Origin of the sequence: Vreelandella subglaciescola (genome assembly GCF_900142895.1) — a bacterium.
GTDB lineage: Bacteria > Pseudomonadota > Gammaproteobacteria > Pseudomonadales > Halomonadaceae > Vreelandella > Vreelandella subglaciescola.
On the sequence record NZ_LT670847.1, the window covers coordinates 2,798,115 to 2,820,957 of the forward strand.

Sequence of the window (22,843 nt, forward strand, 5' to 3'; positions counted from 1 at the left end):
CGGAGGCCGACTATGTACAAGCTGCAAACGCGAAGACAGGGCTGGTTTTTGCCGCTGATGCTGATATCAGCCGGATTGGTGTCAGGCTGTAGTGGCAACGAGGAAGATGCGCGTACGCCGCCGTCCGGTGCTGCGGCTGAAGCGCGGGCCGAGCAGCCGGTGGCTCCGGTGCAAGATGTGGAACCGCTGGTGGTTTCCATTAGCGCCGGCGCTGCCATGCGCGATGACCGGCGGTTGAACATCACAGGGCGCACCAACCTGCCGGATAGCGCTCAGCTTTTAGTGGTAGTCGAGCGTGAAACTAGCGGTGCGCGCTGGCACGCGCGTACTCAGGTGAAAAGCGGACAATTCCAGGCGGGACCCATGGGGTTTGGCAGCGGCGTGCCCGAGGGCGACTACCGCATACGCGTGCAGCTTGCAGAGGCAAGCGTGCAGCCATCTGCAGTGCGTAAGCGCATTGGCGCTAAAGGCGAAGGGCTTGAAGGCGAGCTGGTGGCCCAAGCGCCGCACGGCTTGGGGCGTATCGCGGTGTATACCCGCGAGTTCTCGGTGGGTAGCGAAGCCAGACGCATGAATGAACAAGGTAACGAGATTCATTATCCGCAAGGTTAGTGATAACGTCAGCCAAGTTGCTAGCCACTAGAGCCAGTCAAAAAAGCGAGTAATAAAGCCAAACTACTGCTTTCGCCAGTGCGCCAGCAGCACCCCACAGAGCGGCGTTGTCGTTGATGGCGCCTGTAGCAAGTGGGTGATTTCGGTCATTTCATCACGCTGTATCAGGTAGTGGCCGGCGTGATGGAACCTGGTGGTGGGGCCCAACAGGGCTAAATCACCGGTCTTCAGCGGAGCAAAGCGAGTATTAGGTGCCGGCGTGGCCAGAAACGCTTCACCTTCCCAAGGCACGTCGAGCGGTAGCTTGCCGGGGTCCGTAGGCATAGCCTGACGTTGCTCCCAAGGCAGCGAGCCGGTATGTAATAGCACGGCCAGCGGGGTGCTGCCTTCACCTTCAAGCAGGGCGTTTAGCGGGCAGCTTAGCGCGTCGGCCAGCGCCACCAGGCGTTCGTGGCCGACCTGTTTGATCGCGCCGGATTCCCAGTAAGAAACCGTTACGTCCGAGACGCCAACGTGGCGGGCGAGGGCGGCTTTGCTGAGCCCGGCCTTGAGCCTGAAGTGCTTGATGCGTGCGCCTAGCGATTCCATACGTTGTCCTGTTGGTGAGCCTGGCGGCAGACTCCTTGTTGAGTGTCGGCGCTCTGCTGTGAGGTTAGCCAGGAAACGCTATGGTAGGTGATTGTGCCATAACGCGCATCCTGATAAAGCTCATCTTACGTTACCTTTTATGTCAATTTTTTGTACCAGGTGACACCGTCGCTCGTTGGTTGCAACAAGGGTGCGTATAATGACGCGACGTTTTTCTTTATGACGCTCATATTTTTGTGACGCCTATCTCTTGGTTACAGTAAGGATTTCACCATGACTGTACGTACTCGTATTGCCCCGTCTCCTACGGGCGATCCCCACGTTGGCACCGCCTATATTGCGCTGTTTAACCTTTGCTTTGCGCGTCAGCACGGCGGTGAGTTCGTGCTGCGCATCGAGGATACCGACCGCGCGCGTTCAACGCCGGAGTCGGAGCAGATGATTCTCGACTCGCTGCGCTGGCTGGGGATCGAATGGGACGAGGGGCCGGACGTGGGCGGGCCACACGGTCCTTATCGGCAAAGCGAGCGTGGCGACATCTATGCCAACTACGCGCAACAGCTGGTGGACGCCGGGCATGCCTTCAAGTGCTACCGCACGGCAGAAGAACTCGATGAGCTGCGCGAAGCGCGCAAGGCGGCGGGCATGCAGCTGGCCCTGAAGCCCGCTGATCTGGCGCTGGATGCCGATGAGCAGGCCCGCCGTGAAAGCGAGAGCTGGCCGTATGTGGTGCGCATGGACGTGCCCACAGAAGGCGTGTGCGTGCTGGAGGATATGCTGCGCGGGCGCATCGACGTCGACTGGGCTCAGGTTGATGCGCAGATTCTGCTGAAATCCGACGGTATGCCGACCTATCATCTGGCCAACGTGGTGGATGACCACCTGATGGGCATTACCCACGTGCTGCGCGGCGAAGAGTGGATCAACTCGGCGCCCAAGCACCAGCTGCTGTACGCGTATCTGGGTTGGGAAATGCCCACGCTTTGCCATATGCCGCTGCTGCGCAATCCCGACAAGTCCAAGCTCTCCAAGCGCAAAAACCCCACGTCGATCAACTATTATCGTCGCATGGGCTTTTTGCCCCAGGCGGTGACCAACTATCTGGGGCGCATGGGCTGGTCAATGCCCGACGAGCGTGAGAAGTTCAGTCTGGCGGAAATGACCGACGCGTTTGATATTCAACGGGTATCGCTGGGCGGGCCGGTCTTCGATCTGGAAAAGCTGACCTGGCTCAACGGCGTATATATCCGTGAAGATCTGGACGATGCGGCATTTTTACAAGCGCTGCGCGAATGGGCGTTCAATGAAGACTATGTGAAGCAGATATTGCCGCAGGTGCGCCCGCGGGTAGAAACGCTCTCTCAGGTGGCACCGCTGGCCGGGCATTTCTTCTCCGGACTGCCCGCGATTGACGAAGCCTCGTTTGAGACGGTCAAGCTGGAAAAGGACACGCTGGTCAAACTGCTGCAGTTTCTAGTATGGCGGCTTGAAGCAGTGCCCGCTTGGCATAAGGAAGCGCTACTTGAAGAAGTGAAAGCGCTTGCCGCTTATTTCGAGCTGAAAATGAAAGCGTTTCTGGCACCGGTCTTTATCGCAGTGACTGGCTCCAGCGCCAGCACGTCGGTGATGGACGCGATGGCGATCCTCGGCTCGGATGTAACGCGCGCTCGCCTTCGCCATGCTATCAGTGTGCTCGGTGGTGTATCCAAAAAGCAGGCCAAGCGTCTTGAAAAGGAGTTCCGCGAGCTTTCTTAAGAGACTGAATCAGCGTATTGATGAGCGCCGCAAAAAGCGGTGCTTTCTTCTTGACGCCGGCTACGTGGCTAGGTAACATACGCTCCGTCTTAACGACACGTGGGGCCTTAGCTCAGCTGGGAGAGCGCAACACTGGCAGTGTTGAGGTCAGCGGTTCGATCCCGCTAGGCTCCACCATTTTTCTGCTTTATCTTGCTTGCCGTCGTCATTTCTGACGCCGTATACGTCCCATTCGTCTAGTGGTCCAGGACACCGCCCTTTCACGGCGGTAACAGGGGTTCGAACCCCCTATGGGACGCCAATCTTGTGCTGCTGTGTCTGTGTAATGCGTCTTGGTAAGACGTACCTGCATACGGTTTTTCGTGCCGTACTGATGACTCTTTGCCTGCCTCTGACGGTCATTCCGTCGCCTTTGTGTGCCCGCTTTTTGCCCGCTTGACGGGGGCTGTGCCGTGGCCGTGAAAACAGCCTGTCTCGCGTCAAAAAAGCGCGCTTTCGGGCCATTTCACCCTTGACTTGTCCACTTCTCCGGTTCTCCGCAATGCTGCTGTGCACAACTGTCTGTTATTGCCCAAAAAAACGCTTGATATCTTTATTTTGTTTTAAAACAATATCTTACAGTAGATCAAAAATTGAACAATTTAAGGAGAGGCCGCTGTGCATGCCGACTGCGGAACGTTTTCTAACGGTTGTAAACAGGGTTATCCACAGTAAGTGTGGAAAACCCTTTTCATGGCCGTTTCAAGCAAAAGTCAAGGGCTATTCGGTGCTCTGCAGACGCTTTAAAAGCGCCGATGTGTCAAAGCGTCCACCGCCTTGGCGTTGCACCTCGGCATAAAACTGATCCACCAGCGCGGTGACCGGAAGCGCCGCATTTAATTGGCGTGCCTGGCTCAGGCAGATGTCGAGATCCTTGCGCATCCAGTCCACGGCAAAGCCGTGGTCATAATCGCCGGCGAGCATGGTCTGATGACGGTTTTCCATTTGCCAGGAGCCGGCTGCGCCCTTGGACAGCACGTCGATCACCCGGTGGGCGTCAAGCCCGGCCTGCTCGGCAAAGTGCAGCCCTTCGGACAAGCTTTGTACCAGCCCGGCCACGCAGATCTGGTTGACCATTTTGGTTAGCTGACCGCTGCCCACCGGGCCCATCAGCGTAAGCGCTTTGGCATAGTGGTTGAGTACCGGCTCAAGGTGAGCAAAGAGGGCGTCATTCCCACCGCACATAATCGTCAGCGCGCCGTTGATAGCGCCTTGTTGCCCGCCGGAGACAGGAGCGTCGAGAAAGCCGATGCCGTGTAGTTTGCAGGCTCCGGCGAGCTCTTGCGCCAAATCTGCCGAGGCGGTGGTGTGATCCACCAGAAAGGTGCCTTGGGACATGCCGGACAGAGCGCCGTGCTCGCCTGTGATGACGTCGCGCACGTCGTTATCATTGCCCACACAGCTAAGCACCAGATCGGCGCCTGCGGCGGCGTCCTTGGGGCTTGCGTGGGCGCTGCCACCATATTCGTTGACCCAGGCATCAGCCTTGGCGCGGGTGCGGTTGTAGACCCGCAGGGTAAGTCCCTGGCGTGCGAGGTGGCCGGCCATGGGGCCACCCATGACGCCGAGACCGATAAAAGCGACGGTTGAAACGGTGCGCATATTCCTCTCCCTTCTGTTGGTGCTGCTTTTAGGTTGATGTCGGTTTGAATGAATAGCGCCTAAGCGTAATGCGGCGTTCACGCAAAAGGCCACCCGTGGGTGGCCTTTTTGGCAGAGAAGACGCTGAGCCGCTATTTTAAGGACTCTTTTTTTGTCTACAGGTTATTTTTGCGGATACTCACGCTGGTCGTGGCCGGTGTAGAGTTGGCGCGGACGGCTGATCTTGTAGCTGTCGCTCAACATTTCGTGCCAGTGGGAAATCCAGCCGCTGGTGCGCGAAACAGCAAAGATCACGGTAAACATGTTGGTCGGAATGCCCATCGCCTTGAGGATGATGCCCGAGTAGAAATCCACGTTGGGGTAGAGCTTGCGCTCGATGAAGTAATCGTCTTCCAGCGCGATCTGTTCCAGCCGCTTGGCGATCTTGAGCTGTGCGTCGTCAGCCAGGCCCAGTTCTTCAAGTACTTCGTCGCAGGTTTCTTTCATCACCTTGGCGCGCGGGTCAAAGTTGCGGTACACCCGGTGACCAAAGCCCATCAGCTTGAACGGATCGTTCTTGTCTTTGGCCTTGTCGATAAAGCGCTGGATGTTTTCCTCGGAGTCGTCACCGATCTCGTCGAGCATCTTGAGCACTGCTTCGTTGGCACCACCGTGTGCCGGACCCCACAGGGCGGCAATGCCGGCGCTGATGCAGGCAAATGGATTGGCGCCGGTGGAGCCTGCCATGCGCACGGTTGAGGTCGAGGCGTTTTGCTCGTGATCGGCATGGAGCATGAAAATGCGGTCCATCGCATTGGCGTATACTGGGTTGACGGTATATTTCTCGCTGGGCGTGGCGAACATCATGTAGAGAAAGTTTTCGGCGTAGCTCAGGTCGTTGCGCGGTGTGTTGAACGGCTGGCCGACGCTGTACTTGTACGCCATGGCGGCAATGGTCGGTATCTTGGCGATCAGCCGCACGGCGCTGATGACGCGGTCTTCTTCTTTTTTGATGTTCATGTGGTCGTGATAGAAGGCCGCCAGCCCGCCGGTCACGCTGCACAGCATCGACATCGGGTGCGCGTCGCGGCGAAAGCCCTTGAAGAAGTTGTTGATCTGATCGTGAACCATGGTGTGGTTACGAATGCGCGCCTGAAAATCGGCGTATTCTTCATCGTTGGGCAAGTCGCCAAACAGCAGGGTGTAGCAGACTTCAACGAAATTGGAGTGCTTGGCCAGCTGATCGATGGGATAGCCACGGTGCAGCAGTACGCCCTGACCGCCATCAATATAGGTGATGGCCGACTGGCAGGAAGAGGTCGCCATGAAACCGGGGTCATAGGTAAACAGGCCGTCGCCACCCAGACCGCGAACGTCAAGAACGTCAGGCCCCAGGGTGCCGGAATACACAGGCAGATCAATCGCCTTGTCCAGACCGTCTACCGTCAATGTTGCTTTCCTGTCAGCCATGCTGGCCTCCTTTCGAATTCGGGTTGGGACGTACATGATTGTTTTGCATGCCGCGCCGGCGAAAAGGCTCGCCCACTATAAAAGGGCGCGGAAAATTGTCAATTAGCCGAACTGCTAGGCCTTGCTGTACATAAATTGTGATGTTGAATAATTATTGTCTATGCTTGTGGTTATGCTATCAGCGTTGCGCACCGCGCGCGAGCGCCGCGCCACGAGGCATCAGCGGCCGCCTGCAGCTGGCGGCTGGCAGCCCGGTACCTTGAGTTCCGGTATCTTCCACCGCGGTATCTTTCATCTCGGTACCTTCAACCTCGGTATCTTCAACCATAGTAGCGTAGGGCAGAGTTTGGTTTGTCAGCCAAGGCCAAGGTTCATATAATTTACCTTGTACGCTGTTGGTCACAAGACGGCGTGCCTGACTTGGCAACGGCCGAGCCTTCCAGCAACCACCGCCCGCTCGGGCTATGCCCGAACGCCGCAGAGCGGGCCAAGAGAGTGTGTATAGAGCCGTGAATAGCAAACGACCCGTAAATCTCAATCTTTCGACAATACACTTCCCTTTGCCGGCAATAACGTCGATCGTGCATCGCATCACCGGCGTTATCCTGTTTGTCGGCCTGATTTTCGCCTTCTGGGCGCTGAGTGAATCATTGGCATCGCCTGCCGGCTTTGATGCTGTCAGCGACGCGCTGGCAAACAATTTCCTCGCCAAGCTGATCGCTTGGGGGCTGGTATCGGCCCTGGCGTTTCACTTTGTGGCGGGCATCAAACACCTTTTCATGGATGCCGATTTCGGCGTTACCCTTGAGGGCGGCGTGCAAAAGGCGCAAATCACCGTGATCATAAGCGCTGTACTGATCATTCTGGCAGGAGTGTGGATATGGTAACCAGCATCACCAGTTTTAGCCGCAACGGCGTATCCGACTGGCTCCTGCAGCGGGTGTCCGCTGTTATTCTCGCCGTGTACACGGTGTTTATGGTGGCCTATCTGTTGTTCCATCCCGATTTGGATTACTACACGTGGAGCGGGCTTTTCGAGCAAACGTGGATGCGAATTTTCTCGCTTCTGGCGTTTATTTCCCTGGCGGCTCACGCTTGGGTCGGCCTGTGGACCGTAACCACCGATTACCTCAAGTCTACTTATCAGCGCGTAGGTGCCCAGATGTTGATTATTCTGGTCATCTTTGTCTACCTGGTATGGGGCATTCAACTTCTGTGGGGAGCCTGATTCATGTCTAACCTGCGTAGCCTGACATTTGACGCCATTATCATTGGCGGTGGTGGCTCCGGCCTGCGAGCGGCGCTGGAGCTTGCCAAGTCCGGCAAGCAAACCGCCGTGCTGTCCAAGGTGTTTCCCACGCGCTCGCATACGGTGTCTGCTCAGGGCGGAATTACCTGCGCGATTGGCGCGGCGGATCCCGACGACGACTGGCGCTGGCACATGTATGACACGGTCAAGGGCAGCGATTACATCGCCGACCAGGACGCGGCGGAGTACCTGTGCTCCGAAGGCCCGAAAGCGGTGTTCGAGCTCGAGCACATGGGACTGCCGTTTTCGCGCTTTGACAACGGCCGTATCTATCAGCGCCCGTTCGGTGGCCAATCGAAAAACTTTGGCGAAGGCGGCCAGGCGGCGCGCACCTGTGCGGCGGCCGACCGTACCGGGCACGCGCTGCTGCACACGCTCTATCAGAACAACCTCAAGAACAACACGACGTTTCTCAACGAGTGGTACGCGGTTGATCTGGTGAAGAACGCAAGCGGCGACGTGGTGGGCTGCATTGCCATGTGCATCGAAACCGGCGAAGTGGTGCACGTGAAATCCAAGGCCACGGTGCTGGCCACGGGCGGTGCCGGGCGTATCTATGCCTCGACCACCAACGCGTTGATTAATACCGGCGACGGTGTCGGCATGGCGCTGCGCGCCGGTTTCCCGATGCAGGATATGGAAATGTGGCAGTTCCATCCCACCGGTATTTATGGCGCCGGCACGCTGGTGACGGAAGGTTGCCGCGGGGAAGGTGGCTATCTGATCAACAAGGATGGCGAGCGCTTCATGGAGCGCTACGCGCCCAACGCCAAAGACCTTGCCAGCCGCGATGTTGTTTCACGCTCGATTGTGATGGAGCTACTCGACGGCCGTGGTGCCGGCGAGAACGGCGATCACGTCTTCCTCAAGCTCGATCACCTCGGCGAAGAGGTGCTCAACAAGCGCCTACCGGGAATCTGCGAGCTGGCCAAAACGTTTGCCCACGTCGACCCGATCACTGAGCCGATTCCGGTCGTGCCGACCTGCCACTACATGATGGGGGGGATTCCCACCAACATTCACGGCCAGGCGATCATGCAGGACGACAAGGGAAAAGATCAGATCGTCAACGGGCTGTTTGCCTGCGGCGAAGCGGCCTGCGTCTCGGTTCACGGGGCTAACCGCTTGGGCGGCAATTCGCTACTGGATCTGGTGGTCTTTGGCCGCTCGGCGGGCCAGTTCATTGAAAGCGCGCTGAACGAAGGCATCGACTATCTGGACGCCACCGACGCGGATATCCAGTCGGCAATGACGCGTCTGGAGCGCTGGAACGGCTCTGAAGACGGCGAGTCCGTGCCCGAGCTTAAGCGTGCGCTGCAGGACATCATGCAAAACGATTTCGGCGTATTCCGCGAAGAGCAAAAGATGCAGGAAGGCGTCAAGCGCCTGGCCGAACTTCGCGAGCGCATCAATAACGCCTATCTGCCGGATAAATCCAACGCCTTCAACACCGCCCGCGTAGAGGCGCTGGAACTTGATAACCTGATGGAAGTGGCCGAAGCCACGGCGATTTCCGCGCTTGAGCGCAAGGAAAGCCGCGGCGCCCATTCGCGCTACGACTACCCCGATCGTGATGACGTCAACTGGCTGAAACACTCGATTTACTTCCCCATCGAAAAGCGGTTGGGCAAGCGTGATGTGAACTTCAAGCCCAAGACCGTTGACACATTCGAACCCAAGATTCGCACCTACTGATACGCCGCAGACGAGAGGGAGTCACGATGTCTAATCTTCAGGTATCGATATATCGCTACAACCCTGAAACTGACGCTGCGCCGTACATGCAGGAGTTTCAGGTTGATACAAAAGGCCGCGACGTCATGGTGCTGGATGTTTTGCACTTGATGAAAGAGCAGGACTCAAGCCTGGCGTTCCGCCGTAGCTGCCGCGAAGGCGTGTGCGGCTCTGACGGCATGAACATGAACGGTCGCAACGGCTTGGGCTGTATCACCCCGCTTTCTGACGTGGTGAAAAACGGTAAGCTGGTCCTGCGACCGCTGCCGGGGCTGCCGGTGATCCGCGATCTGGTCGTGGATATGGCCATGTTCTACAAGCAGTACGAGCACATTCAGCCGTATCTGCAAAACGACGAACCCGCGCCCGCTATCGAGCGTCTGCAGTCGCCGGAAGACCGGGAAAAGCTTGACGGTCTTTACGAATGCATTCTGTGTGCCTGCTGTTCCACGGCGTGCCCGTCGTTCTGGTGGAATCCGGATAAGTTTGTCGGCCCGGCGGGGCTCTTGCAATCTTACCGATTTTTGGCCGACTCGCGGGACACGGCGACCCGCGAGCGCCTCTCGGATCTGCAGGATCCGTTCTCGGTGTTTCGTTGCCGCGGCATCATGAACTGCGTCGCGTTTTGCCCCAAAGGGCTCAATCCGACGCGCGCTATCGGCAAGATTCGTGAAATGCTGCTGGCGGATGCAACCTGAATCTATGCGACTTAAGTTGCGTGGTTTGCCGCGATAAGTTGCATGTTTGCCACTTAAACAGTGGCGCCTGGCTTGTTATCATGGCGCTCATAACGGTGCGACGCGAAGTCGCACCGTTATGAGCAAAAGCGATGTCGTCGCGCTTGTCGCAGCGATACCGATACCACCCCATCAGTGTAGGGTGACCGAGAGATGCAACAAGGCATAATGGAGTTGATGTGGCGTTCCTCTCACGTTAGTGGTGCCAATGCCCACTACGTAGAAGCGCTGTTTGAGCAGTACCTCGACGATCCCGGCGCCGTCCCCGACGAGTGGCGCAGTTACTTCGACGAGCTGCCGCGTCCTGAGGGCGGGGCCTCGGAAGATGTGCCGTTAAGTCCCGTCCGTGATCAGTTTTACCAGCTCGGCCAGGAAACGCGCCCCGGCGGTGCGGTGCCTGACAGCGACGCGGGTAAAAAACAGGTCAAGGTGCTGCAGCTGATCAACGCGTACCGCTTTCGTGGGCACCAGAAGGCCAATATTGATCCACTGGGGCTGCGCGACCCCACCCCGGTGCCCGACCTGGATCTGTCCTTTCATCAGCTATCCAAAGATGACCTGGACACGGAGTTTCAGACCGGCTCGTTTTTTCTGGGCATGGATAAAGCCCCCCTGCGCGATATCGTCGACGCGCTGGAGCGCACCTACTGCCGCTCCATCGGCTGCGAGGTCATGCATATTGTCGATACCGAAGAAAAACGCTGGCTACAGCGGCGTTTTGAATCGGTACGCAGCGCGCCCAAGTTCAGCGATGACGCGCGCCGGCATGTGCTGGAGCGTTTGTCCGCCGCCGAAGGGCTGGAAAACTACCTGGCCGCCAAGTATCCCGGCACCAAACGTTTTGGTCTGGAAGGCGGCGAGACGTTTATTCCCATGATGGATGAGCTCATCCAGCGAGCGGGTGGGTACGGTGCCAAAGAAATCGTTATTGGCATGGCGCACCGCGGGCGACTCAACCTGCTGATCAATATTCTGGGCAAGAATCCGACCGATCTGATCGACGAATTTGACGGTAAAAAAGTCTTTGATCGTGGCTCTGGCGACGTCAAGTATCACCAGGGTTTTAGCTCCAACGTCATGTCGCCGGGCGGTGAAGTACATCTGGCACTCTCGTTCAACCCGTCACACCTTGAAATTGTTGCGCCGGTCGTTGTGGGCTCGGTGCGCGCGCGCCAGGATCGTCGACAGGATCCGGGCGGCGAAAAAGTATTGCCGATCAACATACATGGCGATGCCTCTTTTGCCGGACAGGGCGTAGTGATGGAGACATTTCAGATGTCTCAGACCCGCGCTTACCGCACCGGCGGCACCGTGCATGTGGTGATCAATAACCAGATCGGGTTCACCATGTCACACCCGCTGGACGCGCGTTCAACCGAATACTGCACTGATATTGCCAAAATGGTGCAGGCACCGATTTTCCACGTCAACGGCGACGACCCCGACGCGGTCATTCACGCCACTCAAGTTGCGCTCGACTACCGCCAGCAGTTCAAGAAAGACGTGGTCATTGATCTGGTCTGCTACCGCCGTCGTGGCCACAACGAGGCCGACGAGCCGTCCGGCACTCAGCCGATGATGTATGCCAAGATCAAGGATCATCCATCGGCGCGAGCGCTGTACGTTGAGCGGCTGGTCAAGCAGGGCGTGGTTGACGAAGACGACATTAGCGCGATGGTGGAAAAATATCGTGAAGACCTGATGGCGGGTAATCATGTGGCTAACGCCCTGGTGCAAAAGCCCAACGAATCCCTGTTCGTCAACTGGCAGCCCTATATTGGCCACGAGTGGACGGGCTATGCCGACACCACGTTTGACATGCAGCGCTTACAGCTGCTGGCCGAGCGCATGTGCACCATCCCTGAGGGGCTCGTGGTGCAGCGTCAGGTAGAAAAAGTCTACGCTGACCGGCGCAAAATGCAGGCCGGCGAGCTGGCTATCAACTGGGGCTTCGGTGAAACGCTGGCCTATGCCACTTTGCTGGATCAGGGACATCCGGTACGTATTACCGGCCAGGATTCAGGCCGCGGCACCTTCTCGCACCGCCATGCCGTGGTGCATAACCAGGAAGACGGCAGCACCTGTGTGCCGCTGCAGAATATCAGCGATGGCCAGCCGAGCTTCACCATCCATGACTCCTTTTTGTCCGAAGAAGCCGTGCTCGCGTTTGAATACGGCTACGCCACCACCGCGCCCAACGATCTGGTGATCTGGGAAGCGCAGTTTGGCGATTTCTCCAACGGTGCCCAAGTGATGATCGATCAGTTCATCTCGTCGGGCGAAACCAAGTGGGGACGGCTGTGCGGCTTGACCATGCTACTGCCTCACGGTTACGAAGGTCAGGGCCCTGAGCACTCCTCGGCACGTCTTGAGCGGTTTTTGCAGCTGTGTGCGGAAAACAACATGCAGGTCTGCGTGCCCACCACGCCGGCACAGATTTTCCATTTGCTGCGCCGTCAGGTTATTCGCCCATTGCGCAAGCCGTTGGTGGTGATGACGCCCAAGTCGTTGCTGCGCCACAAAGAGGCCATTTCAAACCTTGACGACCTGGCCAATGGCGAATTCCACATGGTAATGCCCGACCAGGCAGAGCTCACGCCTAACGCAGTCACCCGCGTTGTGCTGTGTGCCGGCAAGGTGTACTACGACTTGGCGGCATGGCGCGTCGAAAACGAGCGCTACGACACGGCGATCATTCGCATAGAACAGCTTTATCCCTTCGCCAGGGAAGCGCTTCGCGACGTGTTGAACGTCTATCCGAACATCGAAGATATCGTTTGGTGTCAGGAGGAGCCGTTGAATCAAGGGGCCTGGTATTCGAGCCAGCACCACATGCGTGCCGTTGCCGACATGCTGCGAGACGGCCTGGGAGGCAAGCTGAAGTTTGCCGGTCGTCTCGCGTCTGCCGCGCCGGCAGCGGGCTATATGTCCGTTCATACTGAACAGCAGCGCCGGCTGGTGGAAGACGCCTTCAACCTGTAAGCGTCCGCCCGGTTTAGCGAACACACCGGTTTAGCGAACACATAAGGGAAACGACATGGCTACCGAAATCAAAGCGCCAACCTTTCCAGAATCCGTGGCTGAGGGCACGGTTGCCGCCTGGCACAAGAAGCCGGGCGACAGCGTCGAGCGTGACGAGCTGGTGGTTGAAATCGAAACCGACAAAGTGGTGCTTGAGGTCGTGGCACCGGAAGCGGGCACGTTAAACGACGTGCTGGCTGACGAGGGTGACACCGTCGAGTCCGACCAGGTGTTGGGCAATATTGGTGAGGCCAGCGCCAAGGCGTCTGACACGAGCGAGAAAAAACCGTCATCCAAGAAAGCCGCGTCAGACGACAAAGATTCAGACGATTCGGCTTCCGATAAGGCACCGAAGCAGAAAAAGGCAGCCGCCGGCGGCAAGCAGCACGAGGTCAAGGCACCCTCGTTCCCTGAATCCGTGCAGGAAGGCACTGTCGCGAGTTGGCACAAGAAAGTCGGTGAGGCGGTCAAGCGTGATGAGGTGTTGGCCGATATCGAAACCGATAAAGTGGTGCTTGAAGTGGTTGCGCCGGCTGACGGCGCGCTTGCCGAGATCAAGGTTGACGCTGATAGCCAGGTCGAGTCCGAAGAAGTGCTGGCCCTGTTTGCTGAAGGGGCAGGCGAGTCGGAGCAGGACTATGACGCATCGTCCGACGCCGATAGCGATAGCGATACCGATACGGACGGCGCAAGCGATGACAGCGCCGATGAAGACCATAACGGCAAGATTCTCGCACCCGCCGCGCGCAAGATGGTGGCCGAAAACGACCTTGACGCGGCGCGCATTGAAGGCACCGGAAAGGGCGGTCGCATTCTCAAGGAAGACGTGCAAAAAGCGCTAAAAGACGGCAGTGCCAAGAAAGCTAAAGACAAGACAGGTGATAAGGCGGAAAGCCCCAAAGCGAAACAGCCGCCAGCCTCTGCTTCGTCTGCGCCCACTGCCGTTGACGGCCAGCGTCCGGAAAAACGCGTACCCATGAGTCGGCTGCGCCAGACCATCGCCAAGCGCCTGGTTCAGGCACAGCAGACGGCCGCCATGCTCACGACGTATAACGAAGTGGACATGAGCGCGATCATGGCATTGCGCGCCGAGTACAAGGAAACCTTCCTCAAAGCCCACGATACCAAGCTGGGTTTCATGAGCTTTTTCGTCAAAGCGGCCTCCGAGGCGCTCAAGCGTTTCCCCGACGTGAACGCCTCCATCGACGGTACCGACATCGTCTACCACGGCTATCAGGATATTAGCGTGGCCGTTTCCACCGACCGCGGCCTGGTGGTGCCGGTGCTGCGCGATACGGACAGCATGAAATTTGCCGATGTGGAAAAAACCATCGTCGATTTTGGTAAACGCGCGCGTGACGGTAAACTGGGTATCGAAGAAATGCAGGGCGGTACCTTTACCATCACCAACGGCGGTATTTTTGGCTCGCTGCTGTCGACGCCGATCATCAACCCGCCGCAAACTGCGATTCTGGGCATGCATAAGATCCAAGAGCGCCCGATGGCGGTGAACGGCCAGGTAGAAATACGCCCCATGATGTATCTTGCGGTATCCTATGATCACCGCATGATCGACGGTAAAGACGCCGTGCAGTTTCTGGTCGTGCTCAAGGAGCTGCTGGAGGATCCTGCACGCCTGTTGCTCAACGTATAGCTCTGATGGCTGGGTCTTGATGACCTGGACTTTGTCACATGGCCGGGGCATGCGCGCAAGGGTCGTCCTTATGCGTCAAGAGAATTCCATTATATTGTCTCGCCCCCGCAGCGGTGAGGCAGCATGAACATAGGAGCCAAAATGGCTGACAAGTTTGATGTGATCGTTATTGGTGCCGGCCCCGGTGGTTACGTAGCTGCTATTCATGCCGCACAGTTGGGCCTGAAAACGGCCTGTGTAGAAAAGTGGCAGGACACGAAAGGCAACGTGGCACACGGCGGTACTTGTCTGAACGTGGGTTGCATTCCCTCCAAGGCACTGCTGGAAACCTCGCACAAATTCGTTGAAGCCCGTGACGACTTTGACGGCCTTGGCATTGGTACCGGCGACGTCACCATGGACGTCAAGAAAATGATGGCGCGCAAGGACAAGATCGTCAAAAACCTGACCGGCGGCATCTCCGGGCTGTTCAAGGCCAACGGCGTGACCGCGATTGACGGCACCGGCCAGGTGATCGGCGACAAACAGGTTGAAGTCACCGACTTTGACGGCAAGAAAGCCACCTACGAAGCCGACAGCATTGTCGTTGCCGCAGGTTCCGTGCCGGTGGAAATTCCGCCGACGCCGCTGACCGAAGGCCTGATCGTCGATTCCACCGGCGCGCTTGAATTTCAGGAAACGCCCAAGCGCCTGGGCGTTATCGGTGCCGGTGTTATCGGCCTTGAGCTGGGCAGCGTCTGGAACCGTCTGGGTTCCGAGGTTACCGTGCTGGAGGCGATGGACAGCTTTTTGCCGATGGTTGATGGCGATATTGCCAAAGAAACCCAGAAGCAGCTCAAAAAGCAGGGCATGGACATCAAACTTGGCGCCAAGGTCACGGGCTCTGAGGTGAAAGGCAAAGAAGTTGTGGTCACGTACGAAGACGCCGACGGCAAGCAAGAGATCACCTTCGACAAGCTGATTGTCTGTGTTGGCCGTCGCCCGTACACCAAAGGCGTGATTGCCGATGGCGTTGACGTGGAACTTGATCAGCGCGGCTTCATCACCGTGGACGACCAGTGCCGCACCAACGTGTCGGGCGTTTACGCCATTGGCGACTGCGTGCGCGGCCCGATGCTGGCGCACAAGGCGTCTGAAGAAGGCGTCATGGTGGCTGACATCATCGCCGGCCAGAAAGCCGAGATGAACTACGATGCCATTCCCAGCGTCATCTACACGGCGCCCGAAGTGGCGTTTGTCGGCATGACCGAGCAGGAAGCCAAGGAAAAAGGCATTGAGGTCAAGACCGGTTCCTTCCCGTTCGCGGCGAGCGGCCGTGCCATGGCCAATAACGCCACCGAAGGTAGCGCCAAGGTGATTGCCGATGCTGAAACCGATCGTATTCTCGGCATGCACATTGTCGGTCAGCACGCCGGCGAGATGATTGCCCAGGGTGTGATCGCCATGGAGTTTGGCTCCAGTGCGGAAGATCTGGCGCTGACCTGCTATGCCCACCCGACCATGTCCGAGGCGGTTCACGAAGCGGCACTCGCCGTTGACGGCCACGCCATCCACATAGCGAATCGTAAAAAGCGTAAGTGATCCAACCCATATCAATAAGCGCCACCTTCGGGTGGCGTGACGCTTTCGGCAGCGTATCGAAAGCGCGGGGATGGGGGGCGAGCGTCGCCCATCGTTCGAGTCACATGCAACCAATGGCATGAAGCGATGAACCTTCACGAGTATCAAGGCAAACAGCTGTTTGCCGACTATGGCCTGCCGGTGTCCAAGAACTTTGCCGTGGATACCCCGGAAGACACCGTAGACGCTTGCAAGAAAATCGGCGGCGACATGTGGGTCGTCAAGGCCCAGGTGCACGCCGGTGGCCGGGGTAAGGCCGGCGGCGTCAAGCTGGTGAAAAGCACGGACGAGGCCAAAGCCTTTGCCGAGCAGTGGCTGGGCAAAAACCTGGTGACCTTCCAGACCGATGCCGACGGCCAGCCGGTGTCCCGGATTCTGGTGGAAAGCTGCACCGATATCGCCTCCGAGCTGTATCTGGGCGCGGTAGTGGATCGCACCACGCGCCGAGTGGTATTCATGGCCTCGACCGAAGGCGGCGTAGAGATCGAGAAGGTCGCGGAAGAAACGCCGGAAAAGATCCTCAAGGCCGAGATTGATCCGCTGGTCGGCGCGCAGCCGTATCAGGCGCGCGAGCTGGCTTTCGGGCTGGGGCTTGAAGGGGCGCAGATCAAGCAGTTCACCAAGATTTTCCTGGGGCTGGCGAAACTGTTTCACGACAAGGATCTGGCGCTTTTAGAGATCAACCCGCTGGTGGTTACCGGTGAGGGCAATCTTCACTGCCTGGATGCCAAGATCAATCTGGATGGCAATGCCCTGTACCGCCATCCGGATCTGCAGGCCATGCGCGACCCGTCTCAGGAAGACGAGCGCGAAGCCGATGCGGCCAAGTGGGAGCTGAACTACGTCGCGCTTGACGGCAATATCGGCTGCATGGTCAACGGTGCTGGCCTCGCCATGGGTACCATGGATATCGTCAACCTGAACGGCGGCAAGCCGGCCAACTTCCTTGACGTCGGCGGCGGTGCCACCAAGGAGCGCGTGGCCGAGGCGTTCAAGATCATACTGTCTGACGATAACGTCAAGGCGGTACTGGTCAACATCTTTGGCGGTATCGTGCGCTGCGACATGATCGCCGAAGGCATTATCGGTGCGGTTGAGCAGGTCGGTGTCAACGTGCCGGTGGTGGTGCGTCTGGAAGGCAACAACGCCGAACTGGGCACCGAGAAGCTGGCGGCAAGCGGGCTGAACATTATCGCGGCTACCAGCCTGACCGACGCGGCAGAGCAGGTCGTCAACGCGGCGGAGGGCAAATAATGAGTATCCTGATCGACAAGAACACCAAGGTCATCTGCCAGGGGTTTACCGGCGGCCAGGGCACGTTTCATTCCGAGCAGGCGATTGCCTACGGCACGCAAATGGTCGGCGGCGTAACGCCGGGCAAAGGCGGCCAGGAGCACCTGGGACTGCCGGTGTTCAACACGGTGAAAGAAGCGGTACAAAAAACCGGCGCTGAAGCCAGCGTGATTTATGTGCCCGCACCGTTCTGCAAGGATTCGATCATTGAAGCGGCCAACGCCGGCCTCAAGCTGATCGTATGCATTACCGAAGGCATTCCGACGCTGGATATGCTCGACGCCAAGGTGGCGTGCGATACCTTGGGCGTGCGCCTGATTGGCCCCAACTGCCCGGGGGTGATTACCCCGGGTGAATGCAAGATCGGCATCATGCCGGGCCACATTCACCAGCCGGGCAAGGTCGGAATCATCTCGCGTTCGGGCACGCTGACCTACGAGGCGGTCAAACAGACCACCGACCACGGTTTCGGCCAGTCGACCTGCGTGGGTATTGGCGGCGATCCGATTCCGGGCTCCAGCTTTATCGATATGCTTGAGCTGTTTGAAAATGACCCGAAAACCGAAGCCATCGTCATGATCGGTGAAATCGGCGGCACGGCGGAAGAAGAAGCGGCGGCCTACATCAAGGCCAACGTCTCCAAGCCGGTGGTCTCGTATATTGCCGGCGTGACTGCTCCTCCGGGCAAGCGCATGGGCCATGCCGGGGCGATTATCGCCGGCGGCAAGGGCACCGCGGATGAAAAATTCGCGGCGCTGGAAGATGCCGGTGTCAAAACCGTGCGTTCGCTTGCCGAAATCGGCGACGCGCTGAAGGCCGTTACCGGCTGGTAAGCTCGACGACATCCGATTAGCTGCCGTACGCGGCGCATAAAAAAACGCCCAGGCCATTTCATGGTCTGGGCGTTTTCGTTGCGAATGAAGCCGTTAAGCGGTGGGGCGTGCCACCAGCGAGCGAGTTTCTTCGCGGGCTTCGACCAGATCAACGCGCACGGCATCGCCGAGCTTGAAGCGTTCTTCGCCTTCAATCTGGATACGGCCTTCCTTGTCGTCGATCACTACCTTGCTGCGGTCGCTGTGCATCAGCGGCGCGGGTACAAAGGCGGTGGCGCCGTTTTCGCTCAGGCGTACACGCATGCCGCCGCGGTTGACGGCGATGACGTCGGCGTCAAAGGCCTTCTGGCTTTCGGCCGCCGGGGTCAGGTAGCGCACGTAGAGCCAGTCCTTGACGTCGCGCTCGGCCATGCGGTTCAGGCGCCGGCGTTCGGTCAGCTGGTCGGTCAGCGCTTCGCTGGCCTCGGGCGGCGTCTGCTCGCCCTTGAGCACGTGCTTGATCAGGCGGTGGTTGACCATGTCGCCGTATTTACGGATGGGCGACGTCCAGGTGGCGTAAGCGGCAAGCCCCAGGCCAAAGTGCGGGCCGGGCAGCGCGGACATCCGGGTAAAGCCCTGGAAGCGGCGCAGGCGCACGTCAAGCCAGGCGTCGTCGCGGTCTTCAAGCTCGCGCTTGAGTTCCTTGTAGCGCGGCAGCTCGAGCAGCGCTTCGGCATCGACGTTGATGTCCTGAGTGGCCAGAAATTCCTGGGCGTCTTCGATTTTTTCCGGCTCAAAGGCGCGGTGCACGTTGAAGATGCCGTGGCCAACGTTCGCGGCCAGAAAATCCGCACAGCAGGCGTTGGAGGCAATCATCGACTCTTCGATCATGCGGTTGGCAATGCGCCGTTCCTCGACCTCGATAGCCAGCACGTTGCCGGCCGGGTCGAGCTTGAAGACGAAGTCGGGGCTGCCTTTGAACACCAGCGCATGGGCTTCGCGCCAGGCCGTGCGGGCCTCGGTCAGGTCGCGCAGAGCGGTCAGCTGCGGGGCGATGTCATCGGCCGGTGCCCAGTCGCCCTGATTCTCGATCCAGTCGGAAACCTTGTCGTAGGAAAGCCGCGCGTGGGAGACCGCCTCGGCGGCAAAGAAGCGGTAGTCGCCCAGGCTGCCGTCGGCGTTAACGTCCAGCGTGCACGCCAGCACCGGGCGGTTCTGGCCTTCAAGCAGCGAGCACAGGTCGTCAGCCAGCTGCTCGGGCAGCATGGTCACGTTCTGTCCCGGCAGATACACCGTAAAGGCGCGCACCCGCGCTTCCATGTCGGCGGCGTGGCTTTCATCGACATAGGCGGTGGGGTCGGCAATGGCGACGCTCATGCGCCAGCCGCCGTCTTCCCGCGCGGTGACGTGCAGGGCATCGTCCATGTCGCGGGTGGATTCGCCGTCGATGGTGAAGAAGGGCGTCGCGGTCAGGTCTTCGCGCTCAAGGCCTTCTTCGTGCAGCGGCCAGTCGCTGCCGGCGTCCGGGCATTCCTGCTCCAGCGCGTGACGCGCAAGCGTGACGCGCCACGGCACGGCCGGGTTATCGCTCTTGGCTACCAGCTCTTCGATCTGGGCGTAAAAGCTGCGATCGTCTTTTTTCAGCGGGTGGCGCACCAGCCGCGCGACGATCCAGTCGCCGTCGGCGATGCTGTCTTCGTCGATGCTGCGCTTGATGCGCGCCTTGATCACGTTACGGATCGAGGGGTGATCGGGCACCACGGCCAGACGACCTTCGCGCTTTTGTACGCGGGCGACAAAGCGGTCAAGCCCCTGCTCAATGAGCGTTTCCGGCTCGACGGACTGCTTGTCGCCGTTTTGGTGAATCACGGCCTCTACGCGATCGCCGTGAATCACCTGCTTCATCGCGGGCGGCGGAATGAAATAAGACTCGCCGTCGTCGGTTTCCAGAAAGCCGAAGCCGCGGTCGGTGCCTTTGACCAGTCCTTCGGCGCGCGGCGTGGTGTCATGCATATTCTGCTTGAGCTGGGCAAGCATGGAGTTGTTCTGCAACATGAGGCTCAATCGGTTGAAAGGTAGGCTGCCACTATACGGGTTCGGGGCAGTGGCGCCAATTGCGCCGCCAAAGATTGCTCAAACGGCGCCTGAATGGCGCGTCGGCTATTCGTCGCGATCCCGGGGTTTGGCGTCGAGCCGGCGCAACTGCTGCCATAAATCGCGGCGCAGGTCGCCCAGGGTGGGCTGCTCGTTGGGGGCAAAGGCCAACGGGCGGCACAGGCGCAGCGCGCGCAGCCCGAGTCTGGCGCTTAACAGGCCTACGGCGAGCCCCTGGCCGGCGCGGGCAGACATCCGGCCGGTCATGTCCAGCGAGAGCATGTCCATGCCGGCATCGGTGGCCAGCTCGCTGGCGCCGGCAAAGGCCATATTGTGCAGCACGGTTTTAAACAGGCGCAGGCGGCTGGCATAGCCCAGTTCCAGCCCGTAAAGCCGGCACAGGCGGTCAACCATGGCGATGTTGCGCCAGGCGACCAGCGCCATATCCACCAGCGTTAGCGGGCTGACGGCGACCATCACTGCGGTTTCACCGCACATGCGCGAGATCAGCCGCTGGGCCTCGCGGTCGCGGGGGCCAAGCAGATGGTGGTTTAGCAGCGTCAGCGTATCCTGCCCGCTGTGATGCGGCTCGCGGGCATGCTGAAAGGCCACCCAGTGCGGGTCGTCGTCGCTGAGTTTGAGCTGGGTTTGCAGCCGGTCGGCTAGCGTGCGCGCCTGTTTGGGTGAGCGGTGGGGCAGGTCCGCCAGCGCTTCGCGCAGCTTGTCGTGGCGTTTCAGCCGCTTTAACCGCGCCAGCTCACGGAGCATGGCGGCGCCGCCAAGGCCGATCAGGGTAAGACCAAATACCTGCCAGGCGGCGTCCAGCCAGCGGGCGCTGGCAAAGGCGTCGGGCAGGCCGGTGACAAACTCGGCGGTGCCCAGGGCAGCACTGCCGGCCAGCACAAACAAAAGTCCCCAGCGGCGCTTGCGCGGTGCGCCGAGGCTTTGCTCGGGTAGTGCCTGGCGGCTGGCGGCGTCGTCCACGGGCGTTTCTTCCCGCGCCGTGGCGTCAAAGCGGTGTGCGCGGCGCAGCGGTGTATCGTCGCCGATGAGCGGTTCTGCTACGGCATCGCCATTGAGATGAAAGTGCCGGCGCGGCTTGGGCGAGGTCATGTCAGTTTATCTCCGATCAGCCAGTCGATGGCGGCGTCCATGCGGATGTGCGGCAGCGCGCCTGACGCCGCAGGCATCGGGCGAAAGCCGGGAAAATCAAACCCCTGGCGCTGCCAGAAGGCATTGTCGGGCAGCGTGGCGGGCACGTCGCCGGGATACACCAGCACGTCTTCGCCTTCGAGCGTGGTGCCGCGCAGCGCAGGCAGACGCTCTTTGCCCTGGCTAACTTCGCGCGACTGGGTGGCGCGAATGGAAGCCAGCGACAGCGCTTTCACCGGCACGTTGGCAAAGCGCAGCTCCTTGAGCGGCTCCTTTAATAGCGCGTTCAGCAGCGCCACGACGTTGTCGTGCTGGTCGGGGGTGACGTGATCGGCCTTGGTGGCGGCAATCGCCAGCCGGTCGATGCGCGGGGCAAACAGGCGGTTGAGCAGGTTGCGGCTGCCGTAGCTAAAGCTTTGCATCAGCTCGCCCAGCGCCAGCGATAAATCCTCGAAGCGTTCGGGGCCGGCGTTCAGCGCGCCGAGCACGTCGACCAGCACAATCTGGCGGTCAAAACGGCGGAAGTGCTCGCGATAAAACGGCTGTACCACCTGCTTTTGATAGTAGCGAAAGCGCGCCACCAGGGTGGCGTAAACGCTGGTGTCGGGCAGCGCGTCGAGTTCTGCTTGCGTCTGGCTGAGATTGGGCAAGGGGAAAAACTGCAGCACCGGCGCGCCGTCAAGCTCGCCGGGCAGCAAAAAACGCCCCGGCTGCAGGTGCGAGAACCCCAGCTGTTTGGCGCGCCTAAGCCCCTTGGCGTAGGCCTCGGCAAGCTCGGCCAACACCGCCTCGTTGGCGTCTGCGGCCGGGTCCAGCCGCTCGGCGGCGGTCAACCACTCGGCAAATATTTCCTGACGCTTGGCGCCCTGAGCGTAGGGGCGGGTCTGGCACCAGCTGTAGTAATCGTGGCCGAGCAGGGGTAAATCCAGCAGCCACTCGCCGGGGTAGTCAAACAGATCCAGCGTCAGGTGCGAGGTGGGCGCGCGAAACCAGCCACTGCGCGCCGGCCGATAGCGCAGCTCAAGGCGCAGCTCGCTGATGCCGCGGGTGGGCGCGGGCCAGCGCGGCGGCGACTCGCCCAGCGCCTGCATGGCCGGGTCATAGGGAAAGCGCGGCACGCCCAGATCCGGCTGATTCAGGCGTTTGGCACCGAGCAGGCGGCCATCGCGGGCGGCGGGCAGCAGGTCGAGCCGGGCTTCTACGCCGGCATGGCGCAGCTGGTTGACCAGCGAGGTCAGAAACGCCGTTTTACCCGCCTGGGAAAGGCCGGTAACGGCGAGGCGCAGCTGGCGGTCGCGGCCGCGCTCGAGCAGGTTGCCAAGCTCGCGGCCAAGGGTTTCGTGAACGGGGGGCGTTGGCATGGGCAGGGTCT

At 59.6% G+C, this 22,843-nt stretch carries 17 protein-coding genes and 2 tRNA genes; 13 read left to right on the top strand and 6 right to left on the bottom strand.

The window, feature by feature from the left end; all coding sequences use genetic code 11:
- Positions 1-12: 12 nt before the first annotated feature.
- Complete coding sequence (locus B5495_RS13035; RefSeq protein WP_079554378.1) at positions 13-612, top strand: hypothetical protein; 600 nt, start codon at positions 13-15, stop codon at positions 610-612.
- Between the two features lie 63 nt (positions 613-675).
- Here the strand turns inward: B5495_RS13035 and B5495_RS13040 are convergent, their stop codons facing one another.
- Positions 676-1,200 (bottom strand): helix-turn-helix domain-containing protein, encoded by a 525-nt coding sequence (locus B5495_RS13040; protein ID WP_079554380.1) that lies wholly within the window; start codon positions 1,198-1,200, stop codon positions 676-678.
- 273 nt (positions 1,201-1,473) lie between these two features.
- Here B5495_RS13040 and gltX point away from each other — a divergent pair, with 273 nt between their 5' ends.
- The 3 genes from gltX (at position 1,474) to B5495_RS13055 (ending at position 3,256) form a co-directional block, all read left to right on the top strand.
- Complete coding sequence (gene gltX, locus B5495_RS13045; protein WP_079554382.1) at positions 1,474-2,955, top strand: glutamate--tRNA ligase; 1,482 nt, start codon at positions 1,474-1,476, stop codon at positions 2,953-2,955.
- Positions 2,956-3,056: 101 nt separating this feature from the next.
- Positions 3,057-3,132, top strand: a tRNA-Ala gene (locus tag B5495_RS13050).
- Between the two features lie 48 nt (positions 3,133-3,180).
- Positions 3,181-3,256: transfer RNA gene (locus B5495_RS13055), tRNA-Glu, on the top strand.
- 458 nt (positions 3,257-3,714) lie between these two features.
- On the opposite strand, the gene B5495_RS13060 is transcribed toward B5495_RS13055, so the two are convergent.
- Together B5495_RS13060 and gltA are read right to left on the bottom strand one after the other, a co-directional pair.
- Positions 3,715-4,596 (bottom strand): NAD(P)-dependent oxidoreductase, encoded by an 882-nt coding sequence (locus tag B5495_RS13060; protein ID WP_079554384.1) that lies wholly within the window; start codon positions 4,594-4,596, stop codon positions 3,715-3,717.
- A gap of 162 nt (positions 4,597-4,758) precedes the next feature.
- Positions 4,759-6,045 (bottom strand): citrate synthase, encoded by a 1,287-nt coding sequence (gene gltA, locus B5495_RS13065; RefSeq protein WP_079554386.1) that lies wholly within the window; start codon positions 6,043-6,045, stop codon positions 4,759-4,761.
- Positions 6,046-6,554: 509 nt separating this feature from the next.
- On the opposite strand from gltA, the gene sdhC reads away from it, so the two are divergent.
- From sdhC to sucD, 9 genes are all read left to right on the top strand, one after another.
- On the top strand, positions 6,555-6,932 hold the full coding sequence (gene sdhC / locus B5495_RS13075; protein ID WP_197685658.1) for a succinate dehydrogenase, cytochrome b556 subunit: 378 nt from the start codon (positions 6,555-6,557) through the stop codon (positions 6,930-6,932).
- Positions 6,926-7,273 (top strand): succinate dehydrogenase, hydrophobic membrane anchor protein, encoded by a 348-nt coding sequence (gene sdhD, locus B5495_RS13080; protein WP_079554392.1) that lies wholly within the window; start codon positions 6,926-6,928, stop codon positions 7,271-7,273. Before sdhC ends, sdhD begins: the two co-directional genes overlap by 7 nt.
- Before the next feature lie 3 nt (positions 7,274-7,276).
- Complete coding sequence (gene sdhA / locus B5495_RS13085) at positions 7,277-9,049, top strand: succinate dehydrogenase flavoprotein subunit (RefSeq protein WP_079554394.1); 1,773 nt, start codon at positions 7,277-7,279, stop codon at positions 9,047-9,049.
- 26 nt (positions 9,050-9,075) lie between these two features.
- Positions 9,076-9,786: a succinate dehydrogenase iron-sulfur subunit gene (locus B5495_RS13090; RefSeq protein WP_079554396.1), complete on the top strand. Its 711-nt coding sequence runs from the start codon at positions 9,076-9,078 to the stop codon at positions 9,784-9,786.
- A 192-nt stretch (positions 9,787-9,978) separates the two neighbouring features.
- Positions 9,979-12,807 carry a 2-oxoglutarate dehydrogenase E1 component gene (locus B5495_RS13095; protein ID WP_079554398.1) on the top strand — a complete coding sequence of 943 codons (2,829 nt, stop codon included), beginning with the start codon at positions 9,979-9,981 and terminating at the stop codon, positions 12,805-12,807.
- 55 nt (positions 12,808-12,862) lie between these two features.
- On the top strand, positions 12,863-14,500 hold the full coding sequence (gene odhB / locus B5495_RS13100) for a 2-oxoglutarate dehydrogenase complex dihydrolipoyllysine-residue succinyltransferase (RefSeq protein ID WP_079554400.1): 1,638 nt from the start codon (positions 12,863-12,865) through the stop codon (positions 14,498-14,500).
- Between the two features lie 141 nt (positions 14,501-14,641).
- The gene (lpdA, locus tag B5495_RS13105) at positions 14,642-16,081 is read left to right on the top strand and encodes a dihydrolipoyl dehydrogenase (RefSeq protein ID WP_079554402.1); all 1,440 of its coding nucleotides are present in this window, start codon (positions 14,642-14,644) and stop codon (positions 16,079-16,081) included.
- A 126-nt stretch (positions 16,082-16,207) separates the two neighbouring features.
- The gene (gene sucC / locus B5495_RS13110; protein ID WP_079554403.1) at positions 16,208-17,374 is read left to right on the top strand and encodes an ADP-forming succinate--CoA ligase subunit beta; all 1,167 of its coding nucleotides are present in this window, start codon (positions 16,208-16,210) and stop codon (positions 17,372-17,374) included.
- On the top strand, positions 17,374-18,246 hold the full coding sequence (gene sucD / locus B5495_RS13115) for a succinate--CoA ligase subunit alpha (RefSeq protein ID WP_079554405.1): 873 nt from the start codon (positions 17,374-17,376) through the stop codon (positions 18,244-18,246). Before sucC ends, sucD begins: the two co-directional genes overlap by 1 nt.
- 93 nt (positions 18,247-18,339) lie before the next feature.
- On the opposite strand, the gene B5495_RS13120 is transcribed toward sucD, so the two are convergent.
- The 3 genes from B5495_RS13120 to B5495_RS13130 form a co-directional block, all read right to left on the bottom strand.
- Positions 18,340-20,280, bottom strand: a complete 1,941-nt coding sequence (locus B5495_RS13120) for an exoribonuclease II (protein WP_079554407.1) — start codon at positions 20,278-20,280, stop codon at positions 18,340-18,342.
- A gap of 105 nt (positions 20,281-20,385) precedes the next feature.
- On the bottom strand, positions 20,386-21,432 hold the full coding sequence (locus B5495_RS13125; RefSeq protein ID WP_079554409.1) for a YcjF family protein: 1,047 nt from the start codon (positions 21,430-21,432) through the stop codon (positions 20,386-20,388).
- Positions 21,429-22,832: a YcjX family GTP-binding protein gene (locus B5495_RS13130; RefSeq protein WP_079554411.1), complete on the bottom strand. Its 1,404-nt coding sequence runs from the start codon at positions 22,830-22,832 to the stop codon at positions 21,429-21,431. The genes B5495_RS13125 and B5495_RS13130 overlap by 4 nt, the downstream gene beginning before the upstream one ends.
- Positions 22,833-22,843 lie beyond the last annotated feature (11 nt).

Excerpts from the sequence above, each read along its gene's own strand:
- B5495_RS13035 (WP_079554378.1), top strand. The coding sequence starts at position 13 with ATGTACAAGCTGCAAACGCGAAGACAGGGCTGGTTTTTGCCGCTGATG.
- B5495_RS13040 (WP_079554380.1), bottom strand. The coding sequence starts at position 1,200 with ATGGAATCGCTAGGCGCACGCATCAAGCACTTCAGGCTCAAGGCCGGG.
- gltX (WP_079554382.1), top strand. The coding sequence starts at position 1,474 with ATGACTGTACGTACTCGTATTGCCCCGTCTCCTACGGGCGATCCCCAC.
- B5495_RS13060 (WP_079554384.1), bottom strand. The coding sequence starts at position 4,596 with ATGCGCACCGTTTCAACCGTCGCTTTTATCGGTCTCGGCGTCATGGGT.
- gltA (WP_079554386.1), bottom strand. The coding sequence starts at position 6,045 with ATGGCTGACAGGAAAGCAACATTGACGGTAGACGGTCTGGACAAGGCG.
- sdhD (WP_079554392.1), top strand. The coding sequence starts at position 6,926 with ATGGTAACCAGCATCACCAGTTTTAGCCGCAACGGCGTATCCGACTGG.
- sdhA (WP_079554394.1), top strand. The coding sequence starts at position 7,277 with ATGTCTAACCTGCGTAGCCTGACATTTGACGCCATTATCATTGGCGGT.
- B5495_RS13090 (WP_079554396.1), top strand. The coding sequence starts at position 9,076 with ATGTCTAATCTTCAGGTATCGATATATCGCTACAACCCTGAAACTGAC.
- B5495_RS13095 (WP_079554398.1), top strand. The coding sequence starts at position 9,979 with ATGCAACAAGGCATAATGGAGTTGATGTGGCGTTCCTCTCACGTTAGT.
- odhB (WP_079554400.1), top strand. The coding sequence starts at position 12,863 with ATGGCTACCGAAATCAAAGCGCCAACCTTTCCAGAATCCGTGGCTGAG.
- lpdA (WP_079554402.1), top strand. The coding sequence starts at position 14,642 with ATGGCTGACAAGTTTGATGTGATCGTTATTGGTGCCGGCCCCGGTGGT.
- sucC (WP_079554403.1), top strand. The coding sequence starts at position 16,208 with ATGAACCTTCACGAGTATCAAGGCAAACAGCTGTTTGCCGACTATGGC.
- sucD (WP_079554405.1), top strand. The coding sequence starts at position 17,374 with ATGAGTATCCTGATCGACAAGAACACCAAGGTCATCTGCCAGGGGTTT.
- B5495_RS13120 (WP_079554407.1), bottom strand. The coding sequence starts at position 20,280 with ATGTTGCAGAACAACTCCATGCTTGCCCAGCTCAAGCAGAATATGCAT.
- B5495_RS13125 (WP_079554409.1), bottom strand. The coding sequence starts at position 21,432 with ATGACCTCGCCCAAGCCGCGCCGGCACTTTCATCTCAATGGCGATGCC.
- B5495_RS13130 (WP_079554411.1), bottom strand. The coding sequence starts at position 22,832 with ATGCCAACGCCCCCCGTTCACGAAACCCTTGGCCGCGAGCTTGGCAAC.